Origin of the sequence: Streptomyces sp. NPDC002328, assembly GCF_042890065.1 — a bacterium.
Taxonomy (GTDB): domain Bacteria; phylum Actinomycetota; class Actinomycetes; order Streptomycetales; family Streptomycetaceae; genus Streptomyces.
Window position 1 is genome coordinate 1 of the sequence record NZ_JBIARQ010000016.1, and the last position, 21,086, is coordinate 21,086.

22 protein-coding genes and 2 pseudogenes are annotated in these 21,086 nt (G+C 68.2%); 7 read left to right on the forward strand and 17 right to left on the reverse strand.

Going from position 1 to position 21,086, the window contains the following annotated elements:
* Positions 1-168 precede the first annotated feature (168 nt).
* The 6 genes from ACFYX4_RS30910 to ACFYX4_RS30935 form a co-directional block, all read right to left on the reverse strand.
* On the reverse strand, positions 169-987 hold the full coding sequence (locus ACFYX4_RS30910; protein WP_389340209.1) for a DUF317 domain-containing protein: 819 nt from the start codon (positions 985-987) through the stop codon (positions 169-171).
* A 14-nt stretch (positions 988-1,001) separates the two neighbouring features.
* The gene (locus tag ACFYX4_RS30915) at positions 1,002-1,292 is read right to left on the reverse strand and encodes a hypothetical protein (RefSeq protein WP_389340211.1); all 291 of its coding nucleotides are present in this window, start codon (positions 1,290-1,292) and stop codon (positions 1,002-1,004) included.
* A gap of 81 nt (positions 1,293-1,373) precedes the next feature.
* Positions 1,374-1,748 carry a DUF317 domain-containing protein gene (locus tag ACFYX4_RS30920; RefSeq protein ID WP_389340213.1) on the reverse strand — a complete coding sequence of 125 codons (375 nt, stop codon included), beginning with the start codon at positions 1,746-1,748 and terminating at the stop codon, positions 1,374-1,376.
* A gap of 662 nt (positions 1,749-2,410) precedes the next feature.
* Positions 2,411-3,238, reverse strand: coding sequence for an SDR family oxidoreductase (locus ACFYX4_RS30925; protein ID WP_389340215.1), 828 nt, complete (start codon positions 3,236-3,238; stop codon positions 2,411-2,413).
* 340 nt (positions 3,239-3,578) lie between these two features.
* A complete protein-coding gene (locus tag ACFYX4_RS30930; protein WP_389340217.1) occupies positions 3,579-3,755 on the reverse strand; it encodes a hypothetical protein in 177 nt (58 codons plus the stop codon).
* A 219-nt stretch (positions 3,756-3,974) separates the two neighbouring features.
* The gene (locus tag ACFYX4_RS30935) at positions 3,975-4,829 is read right to left on the reverse strand and encodes an IS5 family transposase (protein WP_389340219.1); all 855 of its coding nucleotides are present in this window, start codon (positions 4,827-4,829) and stop codon (positions 3,975-3,977) included.
* A gap of 165 nt (positions 4,830-4,994) precedes the next feature.
* Here ACFYX4_RS30935 and ACFYX4_RS30940 point away from each other — a divergent pair, with 165 nt between their 5' ends.
* Positions 4,995-5,525, forward strand: a complete 531-nt coding sequence (locus ACFYX4_RS30940) for a hypothetical protein (RefSeq protein ID WP_389340221.1) — start codon at positions 4,995-4,997, stop codon at positions 5,523-5,525.
* A 61-nt stretch (positions 5,526-5,586) separates the two neighbouring features.
* The gene (locus tag ACFYX4_RS30945) at positions 5,587-6,009 is read left to right on the forward strand and encodes a hypothetical protein (RefSeq protein WP_389340223.1); all 423 of its coding nucleotides are present in this window, start codon (positions 5,587-5,589) and stop codon (positions 6,007-6,009) included.
* A 104-nt stretch (positions 6,010-6,113) separates the two neighbouring features.
* On the opposite strand, the gene ACFYX4_RS30950 is transcribed toward ACFYX4_RS30945, so the two are convergent.
* The 4 genes from ACFYX4_RS30950 to ACFYX4_RS30965 all read right to left on the reverse strand — a co-directional run bounded on the left by ACFYX4_RS30950 (position 6,114) and on the right by ACFYX4_RS30965 (position 11,692).
* Positions 6,114-6,437 (reverse strand): transposase, encoded by a 324-nt coding sequence (locus ACFYX4_RS30950; protein WP_389340528.1) that lies wholly within the window; start codon positions 6,435-6,437, stop codon positions 6,114-6,116.
* 684 nt (positions 6,438-7,121) lie between these two features.
* The gene (locus ACFYX4_RS30955; RefSeq protein ID WP_389340225.1) at positions 7,122-7,607 is read right to left on the reverse strand and encodes a hypothetical protein; all 486 of its coding nucleotides are present in this window, start codon (positions 7,605-7,607) and stop codon (positions 7,122-7,124) included.
* A 403-nt stretch (positions 7,608-8,010) separates the two neighbouring features.
* On the reverse strand, positions 8,011-8,223 hold the full coding sequence (locus ACFYX4_RS30960; protein WP_389340227.1) for a hypothetical protein: 213 nt from the start codon (positions 8,221-8,223) through the stop codon (positions 8,011-8,013).
* A 64-nt stretch (positions 8,224-8,287) separates the two neighbouring features.
* The gene (locus tag ACFYX4_RS30965; RefSeq protein ID WP_389340229.1) at positions 8,288-11,692 is read right to left on the reverse strand and encodes an RHS repeat-associated core domain-containing protein; all 3,405 of its coding nucleotides are present in this window, start codon (positions 11,690-11,692) and stop codon (positions 8,288-8,290) included.
* A 459-nt stretch (positions 11,693-12,151) separates the two neighbouring features.
* On the opposite strand from ACFYX4_RS30965, the gene ACFYX4_RS30970 reads away from it, so the two are divergent.
* From ACFYX4_RS30970 to ACFYX4_RS30990, 5 genes and pseudogenes are all read left to right on the forward strand, one after another.
* Positions 12,152-12,424, forward strand: a complete 273-nt coding sequence (locus ACFYX4_RS30970) for a hypothetical protein (protein ID WP_389340231.1) — start codon at positions 12,152-12,154, stop codon at positions 12,422-12,424.
* Positions 12,421-12,657, forward strand: coding sequence for an STAS domain-containing protein (locus ACFYX4_RS30975; protein ID WP_389340233.1), 237 nt, complete (start codon positions 12,421-12,423; stop codon positions 12,655-12,657). The genes ACFYX4_RS30970 and ACFYX4_RS30975 overlap by 4 nt, the downstream gene beginning before the upstream one ends.
* A gap of 429 nt (positions 12,658-13,086) precedes the next feature.
* Complete coding sequence (locus tag ACFYX4_RS30980) at positions 13,087-14,586, forward strand: ISL3 family transposase (RefSeq protein ID WP_389340530.1); 1,500 nt, start codon at positions 13,087-13,089, stop codon at positions 14,584-14,586.
* A 61-nt stretch (positions 14,587-14,647) separates the two neighbouring features.
* Positions 14,648-15,064 (forward strand): DUF4259 domain-containing protein, encoded by a 417-nt coding sequence (locus tag ACFYX4_RS30985; RefSeq protein WP_389340235.1) that lies wholly within the window; start codon positions 14,648-14,650, stop codon positions 15,062-15,064.
* 265 nt (positions 15,065-15,329) lie between these two features.
* Positions 15,330-15,455: pseudogene (locus ACFYX4_RS30990) on the forward strand (hypothetical protein); the annotation flags it as partial.
* 24 nt (positions 15,456-15,479) lie between these two features.
* On the opposite strand, the gene ACFYX4_RS30995 reads toward ACFYX4_RS30990, so the two are convergent.
* From ACFYX4_RS30995 to ACFYX4_RS31025, 7 genes and pseudogenes are all read right to left on the reverse strand, one after another.
* Positions 15,480-16,508: an ISL3 family transposase gene (locus ACFYX4_RS30995; RefSeq protein ID WP_389340237.1), complete on the reverse strand. Its 1,029-nt coding sequence runs from the start codon at positions 16,506-16,508 to the stop codon at positions 15,480-15,482.
* 96 nt (positions 16,509-16,604) lie between these two features.
* Positions 16,605-16,835, reverse strand: a pseudogene (locus ACFYX4_RS31000) (MFS transporter); the annotation flags it as partial.
* Entirely contained in the window at positions 16,832-18,085 is a 1,254-nt protein-coding gene (locus ACFYX4_RS31005; RefSeq protein WP_389340239.1) for an ATP-grasp domain-containing protein, read from the reverse strand. The pseudogene ACFYX4_RS31000 and the gene ACFYX4_RS31005, both read right to left, overlap by 4 nt.
* A gap of 55 nt (positions 18,086-18,140) precedes the next feature.
* Positions 18,141-18,443, reverse strand: a complete 303-nt coding sequence (locus ACFYX4_RS31010) for a hypothetical protein (RefSeq protein ID WP_389340241.1) — start codon at positions 18,441-18,443, stop codon at positions 18,141-18,143.
* A gap of 32 nt (positions 18,444-18,475) precedes the next feature.
* A complete protein-coding gene (locus ACFYX4_RS31015; protein ID WP_389340243.1) occupies positions 18,476-19,696 on the reverse strand; it encodes an MFS transporter in 1,221 nt (406 codons plus the stop codon).
* A gap of 11 nt (positions 19,697-19,707) precedes the next feature.
* Positions 19,708-20,226, reverse strand: coding sequence for a regulator (locus tag ACFYX4_RS31020; RefSeq protein ID WP_389340245.1), 519 nt, complete (start codon positions 20,224-20,226; stop codon positions 19,708-19,710).
* Positions 20,223-21,065 carry a winged helix-turn-helix transcriptional regulator gene (locus ACFYX4_RS31025; protein WP_389340247.1) on the reverse strand — a complete coding sequence of 281 codons (843 nt, stop codon included), beginning with the start codon at positions 21,063-21,065 and terminating at the stop codon, positions 20,223-20,225. Before ACFYX4_RS31025 ends, ACFYX4_RS31020 begins: the two co-directional genes overlap by 4 nt.
* Between the last annotated feature and the right edge of the window lie 21 nt (positions 21,066-21,086).

The following is a 21,086-nucleotide window of genomic DNA, read 5'->3' on the forward strand; positions in this document are numbered from 1 at the left end:
CCGCATCGACGCCTGGCTCACCCACACACCCCGAGCCCGCACCCGCACCAGCCCCCTGACAGCACTCCGCCCCGCCGCACAGCGACGGGGCGAAGGGGCCCGAATAAACCAACAGCATCCTGTTCGGGGACCGGGTTCTTACGTCTGGCTGAGGGACGCCGTCGATCACTAGGCCGGCGCCCGCAGCAGTCGCTCCCGGGTGGCCTCGGGCAGCACCCGGCGCAGGACCGGTGCGGTCGAGCTGAGCGAGGCGGCGAAAGCTGCCACGAGGTCGTGCGGGGCGCTGGCCCCAAAGGAGGCCGCCCACAGGCAGGGGGCACCGAGCGCGGGCTCGGCCCATGCCTGCCATCCGGCCGGTCCCGCCTCGTCGGCCTCCGTCGTCAGGGCGCGCGGGTCGGCGTCCTGGATGAGGGGCGGTACCTCGCCGAGGCTGATACGCGAGGTGAACGTCGGGTCCGTCGCTGCCGCGTCGGGCTGGTCGATGTCGCGGAGCCAGCCGTGGGCGGCGACGGCGTCGAGGACCAGTTCGGGGCCGGCGAGCGGCACGGCGGGCTGGTCGCGGGCGTCGAGCGCGACGAGGAAGTCGGCCACAGCCTCGCCGGGGACGTCGGTGGTGAAGTAGCACGACCACGACGCGAGCGGGCTGCTAGTGTCCGCGCGGGCGGAGATCTGCCAGGCGATCGGCAGGTCTCCCAGGTGGAACGGCTCGTCCGCCAGGCTCCACTGCGCCCATCGGAGGGTGTCGGAGCTGATGTGCAGAACGGTGCTGCGCAGGACCTGGCGGTCCTGGGGTGCCTCGTCCGGCTCATGACGTCCGCGGACAATCGTCAGGCCCGTCCAGCCCAGACCGGAGAGCGTGTCGGCAACACCGTCGTAGAGACACCCGTCGTCACCGGCCAGATGCCGGGGGCCGACCCAGAACGCGGGCTGGCCGCCGGGCGGAATGGACGGGTCAGGCGGGAAGTCGGGGTACAGGGGCGCCTCCAAGGGTCGGTGCGGGTCTAGTTGCCGCCGGCACTGCGGCGGGGGCGGCGCGAGGGTGCCTGGACGGGGCCCTGCCAGGTCAGGGCGATGGCGACCTCGGGCGGCAGATGTCCGAGCTGTGCGTCCTCGTCCTGCCCCTCGGCGAGGTAGACGACGGTCCGGCCGGTCTCATCCACGGACTGCACGACCTGCGCCAGGCGGTGCGCCATCGGAAAGAAGGGGTTCATGGCCTGGCGGACCGGAGCATCCCGGTCGCAGGCGGACAGCAGGTCGATGAGATCACCGACGGTCATCTCCGGGGTCGTCACGAACAGCCTCCTCGGGTGAGCGGAAACAGTGAGCGGTGAGAAGGGCGGGGCCCGACATCTGACCGGCAGCCCGAGCGAGAACTACTCGTGGGCGCTTGGCTGTCGTACACGACGTGAGGTCTCCAGCACAGGCACCACGGCGGCGGCGACGATGTCGGACGGCGTCTCGATGTCGAACGACAGGTGGTAACCACGCACCTTGGCCGTGCCGGACACAGCGATCTTCCATCCCTCGCCGTCCGTGCCGGGACGGCCGAGCGGGAACCATCCGAGGTAGAAGCGGCCGTCTTTCGAGCTGACGTGCACGTCCGAGCGGTCGTCCACAATCAGGTGGAAGTCCTCTGCGGGGAACTGGTCCATCACGAGCGTGGGCTGGCCGGGTCCGAGCTGCCACTCATGCAGCCGCAGGGCTTCAACGGTGGTAGCGAAACCGGAGCCCACGGGCGCGACGGTCACGGGCAATCACCTCTCTGACCTGGGGTTTCTTGCAAGGTCGTCTAGGTTGACATGTCCTCACGCACGTTGGCCAGTCTTCCCGCGATCTTTCCTGTCTGCCCCCGGCGAACTGTCCTTTGACATCCAAGTGTGGGATCTCAAGATCCGTGGCCGAATCTCAGGGCCGATGGCCATTCGGTGGCCGCTCGTGAGACACCGCAGGTCAGCGGCCTGCTCCGGCCTGCGCCCTCGGAGACGGCCTGGGGTTCGGCCATGATCGTGAGACCGAACAGCCGGCCACAGCCTGAGACACCGCGAGGAGCTGCAGGTCACAGCACCGCGAGATGACACGGGTCCTGAGTCCCTACACCAAGTTAGTCGTGTGCAGCGCCCTGAGCTGGGACGATGTCCTTGGACAGCGAATCCAGTCGTCCGCCCCGCGCTGACCTGCGGCGACTAACTTGATTGACAAGGGCGTTGGTGTGGCCGTCCCCACTCACCAACGCTATGACCTGCGACGACTACGTTGGGTGGCAAGGAACTCCACGGACTTGGTTCGATGTCGGCGGACAACTGCGGTCCGTGACATCGAACCCAGTCGCTGCTATCGAACCAAGTCGTGCCGCATCCGGCGTGCCCGGAACCACGAAACGAAGGCGGGCCGACGGCATGCCATCGGCCTCTCAGGCTGTGGGGACGAGGAACTGGTGCGCGCCGCGCAGCGTGGTGCGCAGCTTACGCTGTGTCGAGCGGCTGTCGAGGCGGATTTCGAGAGGCCCGGGAAGGGTGCTGTCGGCCCGCAAGCCGGTGGCCAGTCGCGATGCGTCGAGTCCGTCGCGTCGGGCGATGAGCACGCCCAGTTCGTGCCGGCTGAGAGCCTGGTTCCCGCCGAGGTGGTGGACGCCGGTCGTATCGCCCGACGCAAGTTCGAGGAGCGCTGCGGCCAGATCGCTCGCGTGGACCGGGCATCGGAAGTCATCTGTGAAGAGGACGCCTTCGCGGGTGCCGGTGGCCAGTTCGTGGACGGTGCGTTCGTGCTCGGACTGTCCGTCGCCGATGATCAGCGAGGTGCGGGCCACGGCTGTGTCCGGATGGAACAGAAGCACCGTTTCCGCGGCGGCCTTCGCCGCTCCGTACGGGGTGATGGGGTCGGGCCTGCAGTGTTCGTCGTAGGGAACGTGGCTCTTGCCGGAGAAGACGGCGTCGGTGGAGATCTGGATCATTCTGCTTCCGGCCTTCGCTGCGGCGATCGCGAGGCGGACGGGTCCCTCGGCTGTGACTGCCCAGTCGGCCCCTCCGCTCGATGCATTGACGATGACGCGAGGGTTCACCTCGGACACGACCGCTTCCACGCTCCCTGGATCCCGCAGGTCGAGGCGGCGCCAAGTAACCCCAGGAGCAATGCCGGGCCTGGTCGTATAGGTCGCGGCCGTCGGGCGCCCCGCCGACAATGCTTGCCGGACCAGCTCGGTGCCCAGGAACCCGGACCCACCCACGATCAACAGCGTCATGAGGCGACACCCTAGACCGGGCAGGGCCCGGAGATGGCGAGAATGTGGGCGGAGGCATCGGTGAGGGCAGCGTTCGGGTCCGCGATGCGCGCCGCGGAGAGGGCCGCTTCGTACATGTCCGTGGTGACAGATGTCGGCGACGGCTGCTTTTCAAGCGTCGCCGACAGACAGAGCGACTGGCTTCGTTGTCCAAGGGCAACTGCCGTTCCGAGTCATTTCGCATCGACCTCACCAAGTCACCCCAAGGAAAGGGGTGGCCGACCGGGGGCCTGTAGAGGCATGGTGGCCCGTTTCCCATCGTGAGGAGAGGTACATGGAGATCCGGTCGCTTGAGTGGACGTTAAGTCCGTTTCTGGTAGCGGCCTCGTCCAGGTTGGGTGAGGAAGCCTTGGCGGGTGAGGCGTCCGAGGCGGCTGCGAGTGATGTTGACGGATGCCTCGTCGGTGGACATGCCGAGGAGTTCGTGCAGCTCACGGGCTCGGAACTCTTGATCGGGATGCTGGTTGAAGGTGTTCACGATGGCCTGGTAGGCGGTGTTCGTCTCGGGTGGTGCGGGTTGGCCTCCAGCTGGTGCGAGTTCGGCGATGACCTTCCGGGTGGTGGCCAGGTCCGCCGAGTCGTGCTTCGGTCTCGGCCAGGGCGGCGGTCAAGTGCTGTATCTGGTCGCGCAGTTCGCCGGCCCGGGCTGCGGTCTCGTCGTGCTGGGCCTGGAGGTCGGCCAGGAGCTCGATGACGTTCACGCGGCCAGCCCGAGGGTGTCGCGCCAGGACGGAGCGGGTGTGGTGAGGCGGCGTGTCATGTTCGCGATGGAGGCCCAGTAGACGCGCGAGGTGGAGGTGTCGGGCCGGTGATCGTACTCGCGGGCCAGTCGGCGGTGCAGCATCAGCGTGCCGTTGACCTGCTCCACGATCCACCTCTTCGGTTGCGGGACGAAGCCTTTGCCCTGGTCAGCCGGGTTGCGGTGGACGACCTCGACGTCGATGCCCAGCAGGGCACCGTGGATGAGGACCTCGTCCTTGAAGCCCTGATCCACCAGTGCCTTCTCCAGACGCATCCCGCACCGCTCGGCGGCCTGGTCGAGCAGAGCGGTGCCGGCGGTGTTGTCGTGGGCGGATGCGGCAAGCACGACGACGCCGATGATCAGCCCCAGCACGTCGACGGCCAGTCCCCGCTTGCGGCCCGAGACCTTCTTGTTGGCGTCCAGCCCCGTCGTGGTCTTCGGGACACCCGCGGCCGCGCGCACGGACTGGGTGTCGATGATCACGAGGGACGGGTCCTCTAATCGTCGGGCTCTCTCCCGGACCTGGCAGCGCAGGAGTTCCTGGATCCGCTGGTCAAGGCCGTCCTGACGCCACAGCGTGAAGTAGTAGAACACCGCCGACCAGGCGGGAAGGTCATGGGGCAGATAGCGCCACTGACAGCCCGTTCGGTTCTGGTAGAAGATCGCGTTCACGACCTCCCGCAGATCGCAGGCCCCGGGATCACCGGTCGCTGACCGCGCCACCCTCGCCTGCTTCCAGGCTGTGATCATCGGCTCAATCAACGCCCACTGCACGTCCGATAAGTCGCTGGGGTACGGCTTTCTCTCCATGCCCCGCATCTCAACATGGACATGCCCATTACATGGCCCGCGCGGCCATCAGTACCACGATCGAGCGACCACGAACCGGGGAAGATCGGACTTAACGTCCACTGAGGAGTTGCGCGCTGCGGATGATCTGTCGCTGCGTTCAATCCCTACGAGCTCGGCGGCCGTATGAAGCCCGAGGACGCTGCGGAGTTCCAGCAGCGTCAGATCGCCGACTGCGACCTGACGGCGGGTGTCGCGGCTGGAACACGCGACTCCTTCGAGCGGCTGCGCACCGTCTTCGCCTACGGCGTGCTGTACTACGACGTGTACACCATCGTCGGCGACCAGGCGCTCCTCATCTACGAGCAGGCGTTGCGAGACCGTTTCTTGGAGTGGTGCGCCGGCACCATCACCTTCCGCGTCCCCCAGGCCCCGGACGTCATCTACACCATCACGTCGTACGACGACGTCAAGAAGCGTGCAGACAGGATGACGCGACAACGTGCGAAGTTGGTCGTCGCCAACCAGGCCATCGAGTTCAACGGGATGCTGCACGGGCTCCGCCTGTGGGCGCGTACGGCGGGTCTGCTCCGCGGGCGGCGCAGCCGTGCGGTCGAAGAGGCGCTGGCCAGGCTGCGTAAGTGCCTGACGCTGTCGGGGATCTTGGAAGCGCCTTGGTCTGACGGCCAATCGGTAGGACCTTTGGCGCATCGTTAGACCAGAGGGAGCGAACGAAGCGGCGCCAGGCGGCAGGAACGGTTCATTTAGAGTGCTCCGCATGGACATGCGGAGGATCATCGCGGTGCTGGCCGAGGAAGCCGAGCAGCAGATCCAAGACCAGGTGTGGGAACTGGCTCCAAGCGAACGCGATCTTGCTCTCGAGACCGAGGCCGGCCTGCGCGACGCTGTCGGATCGCCGGACGTCCAGGAGGCATTGCCGGAGATCACCCGACTCGAACATCTGCGGGAAACGCTCGCCGTCCTGGCCATCTCCCTCGCTCGTACTCACGGCCACCTGGCCTGGTTCCTCTCCGGCGCTCTCAACGCGCTCGAACCGGTTCTGCGCTGGCGTGCCCTGCCCGCTAATCGTGGCGGCACCTTCGGCACTGTTCTTCCGGGTCCTGAGGATTACACGGAGGCGGAGGATGCCGTCCGCCACCTCCAGGACGTTCTTGCACATATCGGTCGAATCAAGTACTGAGTCCAGGGGGCGGTCTTCCAAGACGGTCATGGGAGACTTGGCATGCCCCAGCCGTGCGGCTCCAGGGATCCGGCGCGAGGTGATGATGACCACCTTGAGAACGATCACCTTAGCCCGCGGGGTGGGTGGCGGCGCGCCAGGACCGCGGCCGGGGGATGTGCTGCCAGGCGAGGAAGCCCTGGAGCGCGGTTGGGTTTCTGGGCTGGCGGGCGGGTGTGGGCGGCAGGTGGACGTCGATGCGTTCGAGGTTGACTGCGATGGCGGTTCAGGACGTGCTGGACGTGGGCCTTGTCTTCGCTGCGATAGCGGCATTGGCGCATGCCGTGGCCGTTGACGAACTCGCTGATCCTGCTCTCGATGGCGGCACGTAGCGCGTAGCGTGAGAGCCATTCCTGGGTCTGCTGCTCGGTTCGGGATTCGGACTGGATGTCGTAGAGCTCGCGCGGTAGGAAGGGTCCTCGCGGTCCTCGGAGACTGGGGCTAGCAGCGCCGTCCCAGCCGGCTCACTTCGGCGGTCTGCCAGATCCTGCTGCTGAACCGCAGTCCTCGGCTGGAGGACCTGTCCACTCCGGCCCTGGACGCGGTCCGCGCGTCGGCGGCAATGCAGGAGAGCGAGTGGGCCAGCGACCTGCACGGGATCCACCGCGCCGTTGCCGCTCTCGGCCACGCCGATCCGCCGCCGCGCCCCCGGCACGGCCCTGGACCACGGCGATCGAGGGCACTGCGGGCAGCTGGGCGGACTGGGTCGAGCGCTGGCATGCGACCTCGACGCTGACGCCGGGCGTCCGCAGCAGCTACCGCAGTGTCCTCGCAAAGATCGGACGCTGGCTGGCCGCCGAGCACCGCGAGGTCACGGGGCCGGAGCTCTGGACTCGCCAGACCTGCGCGTCCTGGGATGAAACTCCCGCAGAAGCGGCCAGCCGACATCCCGCGAAGCCGACCGCGACTGATCCTTCTCAAGGCCAGGGTCATCACCTTGGCCCGCACCGACCCGACCTCGCGGTCCTGAGCACACTCTCCACCCACCGTCGACGCCCGTCAGTCTCGCGGCGGCCAGGTCACGCTGGATCGCTTCGGTCGGGGCACAGGGGTATTCCGCCCCGATTCGGCCGCTACACGCGGCCGGGGCCACCCCGGTGAGCAGTCCACCAGTCCATGAGGACCTGGGCCTTGTCATCAAAGCGGCGGTCCAGAAAGGACATTGGCGCGCGCAGCGGTATCCGACGTCCATCCGAGACGTGCACGACCAGCGTCCGGACCCCAGCGGTCTTCCGGACCTCTATGCCGATGATGTCCCGCCACGCGATATCGCGGCGCCTGCCTCCGCGGAGGACGAGGAAGTCGTCGCTGAGCTCTGCACGGTACTGAGGAACCAGGGCTGGAACGACCACGCTCGCGATCATGGCGTTTGAGACCCACGTCCACAGCTCCCCCGCCGTCATGCGCCCACCAGTGGCCGCCACGAGCACGTACGCCAGTACGGTGCCCCCCAGGCCGCCGCCCAGCACGGGCGCGGCGATCTGCACCACCCCCACCCGGAAGGCCGGTGCGGTGCCACCGGCGCTACTTGGGGCAAGGGGGCCGGCAGGGCCGTTCATACGGATCACCCTTCACAGAAGTGGTTCGACGCGGTCAACACGCGCCGAAGGTGAAACGTACAGCCGCGGACGGGCCGTGTCGGTCGTGTCCGACCAGACCCCTTCAAAATCCAGTGAGCGGGTTGAGGAACAGGCACTAACCTTGTCATTTATGGTCCGGTGTCGAACGCGGATCGAAGTTGATCGGCGTCTTCCCAGTTCAGCGGACACGCAGGCGGCCTTCGTCTGATCCTAAGCTCCGTCACAGAGTGGATCAGCACGAAGGCCGTGGTCGTGAGTTCGGTGCATCAGAGCGTCCAGCGGGACGCGTTCGCGGAAGTGTCACACCTCCCCGTGCGGCCGGCAGGCCGCCGGGTAGTGCCGGATGTCAGGTGCACCCATCAGCCTGCCGCATTCGAGCGGTTCAACGAGGCTGCTTTTTCTTGATGCTTCCGATGTAGAGGTAGCAGGCCCCGTAGATGCAGACGGTAAGGAGCAGGAGCACCCAGCCGCCTGAGTTGCCTGCCGCGATCAACGCCACGGACAGGATGGCTCCGGCCACGGCGAAGAGCGAGGTGAACAGCATCCACCGCTTTACCGCCGCACGCTGTCCCACGGACCATCCGACGTTCGGCATGTGCACTCCTTTGGTTGGGGTCCGGGGCCGGACCGAGCCTGGCGCCGGCCCCGGACATCGGGTTCTAGCCTCCGCTGACCGCACTGGAGGCGATCTGCCCCACACTCCACGAGATGGCGTAGCAGCCGGCTGCGGCTCCCAGCGAGCCTCCCAGGGTCGCGGGCGCGGACGCGGTCACGGCGGCGCCGCAGGCCGCTCCGGCCAGGCCGCCGGCCACCACGCCGGCGACATCGCCCCACAGGGCCCTGGCGTCTCCCTGGTACAGGTGCACGGCACCCGTCACGAGGTCTCCGGCCGGGCCCAGAGCGCCCGCTACGGAGCTGAGGCTGAGGGTGCCCTGGGGGTCGATGCGGTTGACGGGGTCGCCTTCGGCGTACAGGTAGGGGTTTTCCTCCAGGCCGGAGGGGTCGGGCTGGGTGAAGCGGCCGATGTTGGCGTCGTAGTAGCGGGCCTTCAGGTGGTAGAGGCCGGTGGGATCCTGGTAGTTGCCGGCGAACCGGAAGGGCTGGGCGACCGGCTCGGACGACTGGGCCAGAATGCGTACACCGCGGGGGCTGTAGGCGTAGGTGTCGACCTTGTTGCCGTCCTCGTCGGCGAGGCCGACCACGCTGCCGATCGCGTCGGTGAGGTAGAGGTAGGTCTTGCCCCCGGTCGTCATGGAGTTCAAGGTGCCCCCGGGCTCGCGGTTGAAGCCCATGTCCACGCCGGCCGTCGTCTTGGCTGAGAGGCCGAGGGGACCGTTGTGGAAGGAGGTGTCGCCGAGGCGGATGCGTTCGCTCTGGTCGGTCGAGCCGTACTGTCCGGTGTAGGTCTTGCCGTTGACGCTGATCGAGCTGAGCTGGGAGTGGTCGCTCCAGGTTCCGCCGGTGCGGATGTAGTCGTCGGTGGAGGCGGCGGCGGTCTCGTTGCCGATCGCGTCGTAGGACCAGGTGCCGGTGGTGCTGGACTTGCTGGTCAGCTGCTGGGCGTCGTTGTAGGTGTAGGTGGTGCCGCGCGGGCAGCCCTGGTCGGTGCCCTGGGAGGTGAGGTTGCCGGCCAGGTCGTAGCAGTACTGCCAGGAGTCCGTGATCGCTCCGGACTTCTCCTCCTTGGCGTAGGAGAAGCGGCCCGCCCCGTCGTAGGTGTGCGTCCGCTTGCTGTTGCGGACGTTGTCCGTCAGGGTGCGGATCTTGGAGCCGTCCGTGGCGGCGTTGGTGCCGTAGCCGTAGGTGTAGGCCAGGTCGACCAGGGTGCCTTGCGGGGAGGTCGCCTTGATGCTCTTGGGGCGGCTGGAGTTGTCGACGCCGACTTCCTGGACAGTGCCGCCGGGGTAGGTGGTCCTGGTGCGGACGTCGTTGTTGTTGTACTTGTACGTCGTCACGCGGCCCTGCGGGTCCTTCAGCTCGCTGAGCTTGTTGGCCTCGTTCCAGGTGTAGTCGACCTTGCCGGCCGGGTCCTGGTAGTAGTCCACGTTGCCGGCCGGGGTGTAGGCGAGCAGGGTCTGGGAGCCGTCCTGGAGGTGGCGGACCGTCTCGCGCTGGAGCGGGTCGAACTCGTACTTGATGGTGCCGGTCCCGTCCGAGCGCTGGACCAGGTTGCCGTCGCCGTCGTACCAGTACTCGACCTTGACCGTGTTCGGCGAGGTGACGGTGCGGATGCGGTCACGGTTGTCGTAGGTGTACGTCTTGGTGACGCCGCGGGCGTCGGTGACGGTCTTGGTGCGTCCCAGGTCGTCGTAGGTGAACGTCGTTTTGTCCAGCGGCGCCGGGGGCTTGACCCACTCCAGGTTGCCCTTGGCGTCGTAGCGGAAGTCGGTGACGACGGTCTTCGTGGACGTCATCTTCGTCTTCGCCTTGCAGCGCTGGCCCTCGAAGCCGCCGCAGGTGGGGGTGGCGGGGTTGTAGTCGTAGGAGACGTTGCCGCCGCCGGTGCCGGTCTGCGCGACCGAGGTGGTGTTGCCGACTGTGTCGTAGGTGAAGCTGGTCTTCTCGCCGTCGGCGTTGGTGGAGTCCTTGGGTACGTCCCCGCCGGCGATGGTCTGCCAGGTGTTGACCGTCTTGCCGCCGGTGGGGACGGTGACGGTTTCGACGTTGTTGCGGGTGTTGAAGCCGTAGTCGGTGACGTTGCCCGGGGTGGTGCCCGAGCCCATCGCGTCCGTGGTGGAGTCGATGTTGTTGTTGGCGTCGAACTTCGTGGACCGCTTGCGGCCCAGCGCGTCGGTCACCTCTGTGACCCGGCCGTCGCCGTCATGGGCGTATGTGGTGGCGTGCAGTTCCGGGTCCTTGGCCGTGGTCGTCCCGGCGGCCGTGGGTGAGGCGGCGGTGTAGCTGTAGGTCCAGGTCGGACCGGTGTGGCCGTCGCTGTGGAAGCCGGTGCCACGCAGCATGGAGGTGACCCGGTTGACGTCGTCGTAGCTGAAGACCGTCACCCGGCCCTCTGCCGTGGTGATCTTGTCGATGCGGCCGGAGGAGTCGTAGCGGAAGGCGACCGTCTTGCCCTCGGTGTCGGTGGTGGAGGTCAGGTTGCCGTCCGCGTCGAGGTTGTAGACCGCCGTGCGGCCGGCGTTGTCCTTGGCCTGCCACTGCGACGCGTAGGTCTTCACCAGGTCGATGAAGCGGCCCGAGCGGGTCTCGGTGAGTTTGAACCCCTTGTTCTCGCCGTTCTCGTCGTGCTGGGTGACGGTGATCGTGCCCTTGTTGCGGTCGGTGATCTTCGTCAGGGTCCCGTACTGGTTGTAGGTCTCCTTCGCACCCGACTTCCACTTGGTCAGCGTGTAGGTGCCGTCCGCGTTCTTCTTCAGGTCCTGCGAGTAGCCCTTGGGCGTGGTGAAGGAGCCGTCGGTGTTCTTGGTGAAGCGGACCGTCGCACCGGAGGCGTCGTAGAAGATCACTTCCGAGGAGCCGATGGACAGGTAGCGCTCGTACTGCTGCCACCAGCGCTGCGAGACCCGGCCCCAGGGAGCGTCGAGGGAGTTGTAGGTCCGCGCCAGTCGCAGGCGCTGGCCGACGCCGGCGATGTCGAAGTCCGTCGCCGTCAGCATCAGGTTGCCGGTCGAGTAGTCGATCCGTGCGGTCAGCGCGTCGGTGATGGCGAAGCTGGTGGAGCGATGCCAGGGGACGTCCCCCTGTCCCTCAGGCACCACGCTCAGGATCGCGGCATCACCGGCGGCCGCGGACGCCTTCGCCTTTGCGGAGCTGCCTTTGGCCCGCTCGGCCTGCCCGCGCGACCAGGGCACCAGCGCATCGCTCGTCGGGTTGGTCGCGGCTTTGGATGCCACGGGCTTGTTCGAGCCGACCTTCACCGCCGGCATGCTGAAGTCGGGGCTGCCCGCGCCCCAGACTGTGGCCGGTGTGGTCTCGTCTGCCACCGCGCTCGCGCCCGGCAGCACCGAAGCGGACAGTGCGGCGATGGTGACAAACGCCAGCGCCGGCAGGCGGGTGGATCTCTTACGGGCACGCCGCGACGGCATGCCGAAGACACGCGTGTGCATGGCTTCCCCCCATAGAAAGCAGATCCCAGCAACCCCAGCGGCCACTAGGCGCACACAACCTGTCACAGCAATCACACAAAAGATCGGGCTCTTCCCGTGATCCCGTCCGCCACGCGGGCGGGAATCGGTCCCTCCCCTTCATCTGGACAAAGGGTTCAGAAGGTATGACGCACGGCGGGTTTCCCTCCGGCCGGGGCGCCGTGGGTGGGTCTTCACCATGGGGAGTTGGCCGAAAGCTTTCCATCCGACAACTTTTGAGACATGTCGCGGAGCCTGTCCCGCCGTCGAGGCGACAACAGCCTCGCACCGATCACCGCCTCCGGTGCGGCACGCGTCGAACGCCGACTACGTACCTGTTTCTCATCCCGTTCGGCGCGATCAGAGAATTCCGGTGGACGTCGTCCGGACAAGGGTGTCAGAAGTTTTGACAGTTGAGTGGTAGGCGGCCAGGCTGTGCTCATGGACGGCGACTCGAGGGTTGGTCTGCTGAGGGCAGAAGTGGCGCGGTTCTGGGGCGGTCTGCGGGATTTGCCGCCTGAGCTGCGGTTGCGTGAAGCGGCGAAGCTGCATGATGCGCTGGTTGAGGTGGCCGACGAGGCTCTGATGGCAGGGATGGCCGCGGCGCAGGATGCCGGGTGGGGGCTGCGGAAGATCGGCGATGTGGTGGGGCTGTCCCACGAAAAGGTCCGTTATCGGCTGGCGAAGAGCGGCCAGGTTTCCGAGGGAACATGACGACGTTGCTGATCACCAAAGTCGTGCGGGAGGGTCGGGCTGCCGTCCTGACCATGGCCGGTGAGGTTGATCTGGAGTCCGCGTCGCGGCTGCGTGCCGCGCTCCAGGAGTGTCTGACGGGTGCTCCGCAGGAGGTGCGGGTCGACCTGAGCGGGGTGAGCTTCTTCGACTGTTCGGGTCTGAACGTGTTGCTGGAGACGCGCGCGTCGGTGGCTGCGAACTCGAACGGATGAATGACTGGCCGCGCCAGCCAAGCAACTGGATTCGCTGAGTAGACGCCTCGACTGAACGAGATAGGACACCCCCGTACTCGAACACCGCATGACTCTCCGCGACGGCTCCCCAAGATCTGTGCCAGAACCCAAATCTCGTAAACATTCGCCCGCGCGCCAGGGTTCAACTGCTGACCGAACCAGCCGACAAACGCTGTCACTTGAAGGGTTCTGGCTCGTTTTCCGTGATGCGTGCACGGTGAGTGACGGCTGACGCTTCGATCACGCTCCGGGAAGTTGCCTGAAAATGACCAGGGCCGACCTTGGTGTGGTCGACAGTGCGGCGTCGTGGAAGAGACTCCGCCCCGCTTGGAGGGCCTGCTGTTACCGTCCATCACGGACGTGTCGGTGCTGTCGCTGGACGTGAGCCGCGAGGCGATACGCATCGACGTGTGCAGTACGGCGGCTGGGGCGGCATGCCCGGACTGTGGGAGCGAGTCGACCCGGGTGCACAGCTCTTACCTGCGGTTTCCTGCGGACGTTCCGAGTGGGGGACGTCTGGTGGTCCTGCAACTGCGAGTCCGGCGGTTCTTATGTGCGGAGTCTTCGTGTGCTCGGCGGACGTTCGCTGAGCAGTTGCCGGGGCTGACCCGGCGGCACAGCAGGTGGACGGAGCGGTTGCGGTCGACTCTTGCCGCGGTGGGTCTCGCCCTTGCCGGCCGGGCTGGCGCCCGGATGGCACGGGCCTTTGGAGTGCCCGTCAGCCGCAGCGCGGTGTTGCGGCTGCTCGACGCGTTGCCCAAACCCGAAGTCCCTGCCCCGCGGGTGGTGGGTGTTGATGAGTACGCCACACGCAAAGGACGGGTCTACGGCACTGTCCTGGTGGACGTCGAGACCCGCCGGCCGATCGATCTGCTGCCTGATCGAGAAGCATCGAGCCTGGCCGCCTGGCTCGCCCAGCGGCCAGGGATCGAGGTCGTCTGCCGGGACCGCGCGCCGTTCTTCGCAGAGGGTGCCACAGCCGGGGCGCCTCAGGCGACGCAGGTCGCCGACCGCTGGCATCTGTGGCACAACCTCGGGGAGGCCGCTGAGCGGGCTGTCGCCCGCCACCGCCAGTGCCTTCGCGTCCTGGTCCCCGATCGTGAGGCGAATGCCGACGAACCGGCGCCGCGCGAGGAGAAGGCGCACTCTCCATGGCGGAGCGAGCGATTCGCCAACCGCGTCCGAGCCAGGCACGCCACGGTCCACGCGCTGCTGGAAGCCGGCCACAGCCGCCATTCCATCGGGCGTCAGCTCCAGATGACCCACCGCACCGTCAAAAGCCTCGCCGACGCTGCGAAGCCGGAAGACCTCTTTCGCGGCCAGTGGCAGCACAACAGGACCTCCGTCCTCGACGAGTACAAGCCCTACCTGGACGAACGCTGGGACGAGGGCTGCACCAATGCCTGGAAGCTCTGGGAGGAGATCGTTCCCTTGGGCTATCGAGGCAGCTACGGCCGGGTCAGCGCCTACCTACGAGAGAAGCGATCCTCGCCACGGCCGGTCACCGCGCAACCGCCGGCACCCCGCGTAGTGACGAGATGGATCCTCAGCCGACCCGAGACGCTGACCGAGATCGAACAGCTCCGGCTCAAGACCATCCTGGCCAACTGCCCTGAACTCGACGCCCTGACCGGTCACGTCCGGTCCTTCGCCCAAATGCTCACCGAGCGCCAGGGCGAACGACTCCCGCAGTGGCTCGACGCCGTCCGCCAGGACGACCTTCCCAGCCTCCACACTCTCGCGGCCGGCATCGACCGAGACCGCGGCGCAGTCATCGCCGGCCTGACCCTGCCCTGGAGCTCCGGCGTCGTCGAAGGACACGTCAATCGGATCAAAATGCTCAAGCGCCAGATGTTCGGCCGGGCTGGCTTCGCACTGCTCCGCAAGCGGGTCCTCCTCGCCCAGTGACCGATGTCAGTGGCTCCTGGAACCATGCCTTCGTCCGAGACAGCCCTATCAGGAGCAACGCATGGGAACCTGGGGAACCGGCCCCTTCGACAGCGATCTCGCCGCAGACTTCGTCGATGAACTCGAAGGACTCAGTCATCAGCAGGTCATCGACGTGCTGGGGCGGGCATTCCAGCGAGTCACCGACTCGGGAGAACGCGTCGATGGCGGAGACGGAGCCGAAGCCATTGCCGCTGGCGCCCTCGTCGCCAGCGCCCTCCCGGACAGCCCCATCGTGATCGACCCCGACGACGGCCCCAGTCAACCCCTGCCCGAACTGCCCGCCTCCCTCCGCGTTTCGGCGAGACTCGCACTGGACCGGGTTCTCCAGGACGGATCAGAGATGGCTAGCGGCTGGGTGGACAGCGCCGACGCCGAGCGGTGGCGCCAGGAAGTACGACAAATCCTCGAAGCCCTCGAAGCACCCGCTGAACACTGAGCGTGACCGCTTCACGGAAGTCGTGCCAGAACCACTTGAAGTGGACAAAGCCACGATGGCACTGTGTTTTGGCTCTGGTCCACTTCTTGTGGGCGCGTACGCAGGGTGACCGTTGATCTTCGCGTGATGCCGGTTGAGTTCGCCCGAAAATCGCCCGGCTGGACGGTGGTGTGGTCGACAGTCCTTCGCCGTGAACGAAGTGCTGCCACAGCTGGATGAGCTGTTGTTCTCCTCGGTCGAGGGCGTGTTGGTGAAGTCGGTCGAGGTGACCGACACGGCCGTCCGGATCGAGGCTCGTACGACCGCAGGGCGGGCGGCCTGCCCAGGGTGCGGGTGCTGGTCGGGCCGAAAGCATGGCTCCTACCTGCGATTTCCGCATGACCTGCCGACAGCGGGCAAGCTCGTCGTGGTGTCGTTACGTGTGCGGCGGTTCGTCTGCGCGGAGGACTGCTGCCCGCGCAAGACCTTCGCCGAGCAAGTACCCGGACTCACCCGCAGGTTCGGGCGACGGACCGAGCGGCTGCGGTCGACGCTGGTGGCGGTCGGTCTTGCGCTCGCGGGCCGGGACCAGCGGTCGAGGCCGTCCGTGCACGTCCAGCTCGTCCAGGGCGGTGGGGTGGACGTCTGCGGATGTATGGATGCCGTCCTGGTTGGGCCGGACTGTGAGGGGTTCGCGCAGGTCAGCACGGCGTCGTCCAACGACGCGCTCGACGGCTTCGGCGAGGTTGTGCAGCAGGTGCCAGGCGTCGGCCACTTGCCGGGCCTGTGGTGCACCGGCGTGGGCGCCGTCGCGGAAGGAGCCGGCACGGTCGCGACAGACGATCTGGACCTTAGGGTGCTCGCGAAGCCAGGCCGCGAAGGTTTGCGCGGTGCGGTCTGCGAGGACGTCGACGGGGCGCCGGGTGTTCATGTCGACGAGGATCGTCGCGTAGGTCCGACCGCGGCGCACAGCAAACTCATCGACTCCCAGACACGGGACAGATTCCGGCACCGGGACGGGCAGTGCGCGCAGCAGGCGGAGCAGGGTGTCCTTGCCGGTGGTCACAGCCAGACGCCCGCACAGATTGGCTCCCGCACGTCCGCCCAGAAACAGGGCAATGTCGGTGAGTTGAGTGGTGAGCGCGTTCGTGCGGCGGGCATGTCGACGAGTCAGGTCCGGTATCTGCTCGGCGAACGTCCGACGCCCGCAGCTGCCGTTACCGCACACGAGACGGCGTGCCCGCAGATCGAGTCGCACCTGACGGCCGGCGACGGGACGGTCCGCCAGACACCGCTGGTAGTAGCAGTGCACCCGCGAGGATCTCCAGCCACATCCCGGACAGGCGGCCGACCCCACCGTGGACCGCACAGTAAGCCGGACCTCGGTATCCCCAAGAGCCACTGCTTCTACAGCCGCCCCAATCCCCGAAAAAAGAAGGTCGGCGAGGCGAACCACATCCCCCACACCCAGGTGATGCCCATCTACGCTGGATCGTCACCACCCCCAAATCAGCGACAGAGCCCAGAAAGTGGACCAGAGCCAGGACTCACTGACAAAGCCAACGGGCAGACGGGCCGGGCTGGCGAGGCGTCCGCCTGCCTGGAGTCCGCCGACCATGCCGAGGGCGGCGGCCAGCAGGACCAGGGCAAGCCCAGCGGTACTCACCTCGGCGGCGTTCTGAACTGCGGGCATGCGCGCGCCGAAGACGGCCATCACCACACCCAGTCCGGCGAAGTACCCGGTCAGCAGGCGACGGCTGCGCACCAGCTCGGGCGCCGCGGTCTGCCTCACGCGGCATGCTCCCCGGTAGTCAGGGCCGCCGGCGGGACCGGGGCAACCTGGACGTCGAGGTTGCGGTACACCTCCTGGGCGCGAGCTTCGGCAACGGCGGCGGTCAGCCCGGTGGTGATCAGAAAGCCGATACGGGCGGTGTACAGATCGCCGCCGTCCTGTGGCAGTACGAGCGGGTCGCCGGTCTGTCGCTGGAAGCGCACGCGCTCCACTCCCCCGGTGGGCTTCGTGACCCGGCGGGCGGTGAGGGTGCCGGAGTAGGCGGGGTAGATGAAACGGATCGCCGCCCCCTGGTGGCGGGTGGGTGTCAGGTCGGGGGCACGTCCGCAGGCGATGTCGGCGGCGGCCCGGGCGAGGTCGACGCCGGTGGCCAGGTGGACGAGGTGGCCGATCATGTCGCCGCCCAGGCGTGCGTTGACCTCGATCAGCCGGGGCCAGCCGCCGACCAGGCGTATCTCGACGTGCTGCACGCCGTCGGTGATTCCCAGGGCCTTGATGGCAGCAGCGGCGGTCGGTGCGACCTTCGCGAGGAGCGGATCGGCGGCGTCGACGGTGTGCCCGGTCTCGTCGAAGTAGGGTGCGGGGCCCAGGTTCTTGCGGGTCACGGCGACGGCGGTGGTGGTGCCGCGGTGGGTGACGCATTCGACGGAGACTTCGGGGCCGTCGAGGTACTCCTCGACCAGGACGCCCGTGTCCTCGCGGCTGCGGCTTGCGCCGGCCGAGGCGAACGCGAAGGCTGCGGGCAGCTCTTCGGGCCGGTCGATGCGGATCACGCCGATGCTGCCGGCCGCTGCGGCGGGCTTGATGACGGCGGGGAAGCCGAGGGTCCTCGTCGCCAGTTCAGCCTCCCGCAAGGTACGTGCCTTCATCGAGGCGGCCGACGGCACTCCGTGGCGGGCAAACAGCGTGCGGGCGGTGGCCTTGTTGCGGCAGGCCCGCATCACCTCGACGGAGTTCGCGGCCAGACCGAGCGCGCGGGCAAGGCGGGCGGTGGGGATGAGGTTCCATTCGTCCCAGGTGACGACGCCGGCAAGGTCGTGTCGTTCCGCCAGAGCCCGGCCGGCGGAGAGGAGTGCAGTGGTGTCGTTCAGATCGGCTACGGCGTGGTCGACGATGTGCGGCTTCTCCCACGATGGCTCGGCGCTGGTCAGCAGGACAATGTCGTACGCCGCGGCCACCTGCTCAAGGCAGTAGCCGCGATCCGCCTCATCGCCCGGAGAGACGACGAGTACGAGGGGGCGAGCGGACAAGAAAGGGTTCTCCGAGTCGGTAGGCGGCAGGACGAGGGAAGAGAAAGGGGGTGTCTCAGGCGGCCCGGCGGCGGCGCAGCTCGAACACGCCCGCCCAGTGGGGGTGGTCGTCGATCAGTCGGCGGGCGTAGAGGGCCGTGAAGTTGTTGTTCAGCCCGGCGACGCCGTACGGGAGTTGGCGGCGCAGGTCTTCGAAGAGGTCCTTCAAGCTGACCCGTGTGGCGCCGGCGGCCAGGCGGCGGGCCGCCATGCGTTCCAGAGCGCGGTAGACGTGCGGGTTGTGCGCGTCGAAGGCGTTGAACTGTTCGGTGATGGTGCGACCGCTGACGCGGTTCGTCCCGAGGACGGCGGTGGGCATCAGGTTCTCCACAGGCTGGGGGCGCAGCAGGGTCAGGTGCGCAGGGCGGGATCGGTGCGCAGGCGGTGGAAGGCGCAGAACAGGCCGAGGGCCTGCAGGGCGGCGCAGACGGTGATGACGTGGCCCAGAGCGTCGGGCGGGGTGAGCGCGGTGAGCACGCCGGCGACGGGGAAGGGCAGCAGGAGGATGAGGATGGTCGCCGACAGGGTGCTGCCGAACTTCTCCGCTGGGATCAGGCGGGAGCGCAGGGTGCGCAGGACGACCGTCATGCCGCCGTCCGCCGCCATGAGGACCGCGACCAGGGCCAGGTAGAACAGGTAGTCGGGGGCCTGGGCGGCGGCGAGACAGGCGAGCGAGGCGAGGGCGGCGCAGGCTGCGCCGACCGGCCACAGGCCCAGGCGGTCGATTGCGAACCGGCAGACGGTGACGGCCAAGAGGGTGGCCGCCGCGGCGGCGGACCAGACGAGGCCGACGGCAGTGGTGGACTGCCCGAAGTGCTTGACGACGATCACGGGACCGGCCGCTTGAAGAAGTCCGGTGGCCAGGTTGGACAGGGTCAGCCCGGTCACGAGCCAGCCGAGCGCGGGAAGCGAGCGGATGGTGCGCCACCCGGTAAGGAGTCCGGCGCCGGACTGCCCCTTCGGCGCGCGGGCCGGGGCGACGGGCGAGGGGGGTGTACGCAGGGCGAGCAGCGCGGCGAGAAGGGAGAGCACGGTGATCACCGCGAGCATTGGCGGCGGCCCGGCGAGCAGGAGTACCCCTGCGAGGGCGGGGCCGGCCAGGGTCGAGGTCTGGTCGATGCCGAGCAGGACGGCCTGGACGCGGTGGGCCTGCCTTCCTGCTCGGCGGCCGGCGGCAGCGCCCGCCGTCTCGGCCGCGATGTAACTGAACTCGGTGAGCACGCCGGTCGTCGCCGCGAGCACCATCACGGTCGCGCTCGCCGCGGTGCCGGACGGGTGGAGGTGGAGCAGAACCGCCCCGGCGGCGAGGGCCAGCGCGCGTCCCAGGGAGGCGAGGTGGAAGACGATGGCCGCCCCGCGCCGGTCGACGATCGATCCGGCCCACCCGAACGCCGCCAGCCGCGGGAGCCACTCCAGGGCGAACGCGGCCCCCGTCAGCGCGGCGGAGCGCGTGGTGGCCAGGACCAGCAGTGGGATGCCGTAGGTGGACATCGCGAACGCGAGAGCGTCCGCCGTGCGCGGCAGGTAGATGCTGCGCATCAGCCCGGCGGTGTGGCGTGCATGCCGGGGCATGACAGCAGCGCTCACGCGACCGGCTCGGGCTCGGACACCCGGGTGACCTGCGGGTTGCCGGCCAGCCACTGGATCAGGAAAGCGCGGGGACGGACGAGGTCCGCCTCGGCCTCGTCGCTGGGCAGGCGCGCGACGGACGGCCGCGGGAGGCCGTCGGCGCGCTCGGCCGCGAGCGAGGGCGCCAGGAGGTCGAGGACGTGGCGGATGCGGCTGCTGAACTCGCAGACCGGTGCCGGATATGCGTGGCGTCGGGCCCAGCGCGCAGCCGCGTCGTACAGGTCGGCCAACTCCGAGCCCGACTCGGTGAGTTCCAGGCCGGCGCCGGGTGCGGTCCAGACGAGGCCGTGGGCGCGGGCGGTCTCAGTAGCGCGGCGCAGTTGGTGCGAGGAGAGATCGGGGAGGGTGCCGGCCAGCCGCCTGGGCGGTATCGCCCCGTTGTCGTCGATCTCGGTGATCAGGCGGATCAAGGAGCGCGAGGCCAGCAGCTCAACCGCGTTGCTCACTTCGGCAGGGGTGTAGGGGGTGGTCATCGGCGCGGGCCTCCCGCCGGGATGGCCGCCTGCGGGCGGGCGGGTGTGGCGTGGGAGAAGAGATCGCGGTTGTGCCACGCCGGGGAGGACTCACCCGTCCGGGCCTGTGGGAGGGTTGCGGGGGCCGGCCGGGACTGGCTGCTGACCCACGGCCTCGGCGCGGGCTTCGCCTGCGGGTGCCCCCAGACCGGGTGGTGGGCCGCCTGGTTGAGGGGCTGTCCGGCAGACCACGCGGACAGGGCGCCGAGAACGGGGCTCAGGCCGTCGCCCGCCGGGGACAGCCGGTAGGGCCGTCCGAGGCCCTCGGTGTCGACCAGGCCGTCGGCGACGAGCTGTCGCAGCGGCGGGTACACGTTGGTCCAGTCGCTGCTGGGCATCACGATCCGGGCCAGGGCCCGCCCGCTGACCTCGCCACGGGACTTGAGGACCCACAGGAGGGCGGCGGCGTGGCGCCGGGTGAGCAGGGTGAGGCTGTCCTCGATCTGCTCGATCGCGGGCAGCGGGCGGTCAGCCTTCTCCAGGTGCTCCTCGGCCCAGGTGACGATCATCGGCAGGACCGGCAGCAGGGCGACCCCACGCTCGGTGTGGCCGTAGGTCACATGCCGTGCGGTGTGTTCGGTGCGCTCGACGAGCCCGGCGTCGCACAGCGCCTTGAGCTTCGGGTGGAGCTGGCCGTTCTGCAGCCAGGACACCTTGGCCGCCAGCTCCGTGTAGCGCAGCGGCGGGCCGGAGAGTGCCAGCAGGATCCTTACGTTCCAGCGCGGGGTGATCATGGCGAGGGCCTCGGTGACCCGCATGATGTCGGCGTCGGTGTCAGGCGGCAGAGCAGTGATGGCCAAGGGAGGAACTCCTGGGTGAAT

Bases quoted from the DNA above. Each gene is read 5' to 3' on its own strand.
- ACFYX4_RS31015 (WP_389340243.1), bottom strand. From the start codon at position 19,696: ATGCCCCGGCATGCACGCCACACCGCCGGGCTGATGCGCAGCATCTAC.
- ACFYX4_RS31010 (WP_389340241.1), bottom strand. From the start codon at position 18,443: ATGCCCACCGCCGTCCTCGGGACGAACCGCGTCAGCGGTCGCACCATC.
- ACFYX4_RS30970 (WP_389340231.1), top strand. From the start codon at position 12,152: ATGGACGGCGACTCGAGGGTTGGTCTGCTGAGGGCAGAAGTGGCGCGG.
- ACFYX4_RS30975 (WP_389340233.1), top strand. From the start codon at position 12,421: ATGACGACGTTGCTGATCACCAAAGTCGTGCGGGAGGGTCGGGCTGCC.
- ACFYX4_RS30955 (WP_389340225.1), bottom strand. From the start codon at position 7,607: ATGAACGGCCCTGCCGGCCCCCTTGCCCCAAGTAGCGCCGGTGGCACC.
- ACFYX4_RS30925 (WP_389340215.1), bottom strand. From the start codon at position 3,238: ATGACGCTGTTGATCGTGGGTGGGTCCGGGTTCCTGGGCACCGAGCTG.
- ACFYX4_RS30985 (WP_389340235.1), top strand. From the start codon at position 14,648: ATGGGAACCTGGGGAACCGGCCCCTTCGACAGCGATCTCGCCGCAGAC.
- ACFYX4_RS30960 (WP_389340227.1), bottom strand. From the start codon at position 8,223: ATGCCGAACGTCGGATGGTCCGTGGGACAGCGTGCGGCGGTAAAGCGG.
- ACFYX4_RS31020 (WP_389340245.1), bottom strand. From the start codon at position 20,226: ATGACCACCCCCTACACCCCTGCCGAAGTGAGCAACGCGGTTGAGCTG.
- ACFYX4_RS30945 (WP_389340223.1), top strand. From the start codon at position 5,587: ATGGACATGCGGAGGATCATCGCGGTGCTGGCCGAGGAAGCCGAGCAG.
- ACFYX4_RS30965 (WP_389340229.1), bottom strand. From the start codon at position 11,692: ATGCACACGCGTGTCTTCGGCATGCCGTCGCGGCGTGCCCGTAAGAGA.
- ACFYX4_RS30940 (WP_389340221.1), top strand. From the start codon at position 4,995: ATGAAGCCCGAGGACGCTGCGGAGTTCCAGCAGCGTCAGATCGCCGAC.
- ACFYX4_RS30935 (WP_389340219.1), bottom strand. From the start codon at position 4,829: ATGGAGAGAAAGCCGTACCCCAGCGACTTATCGGACGTGCAGTGGGCG.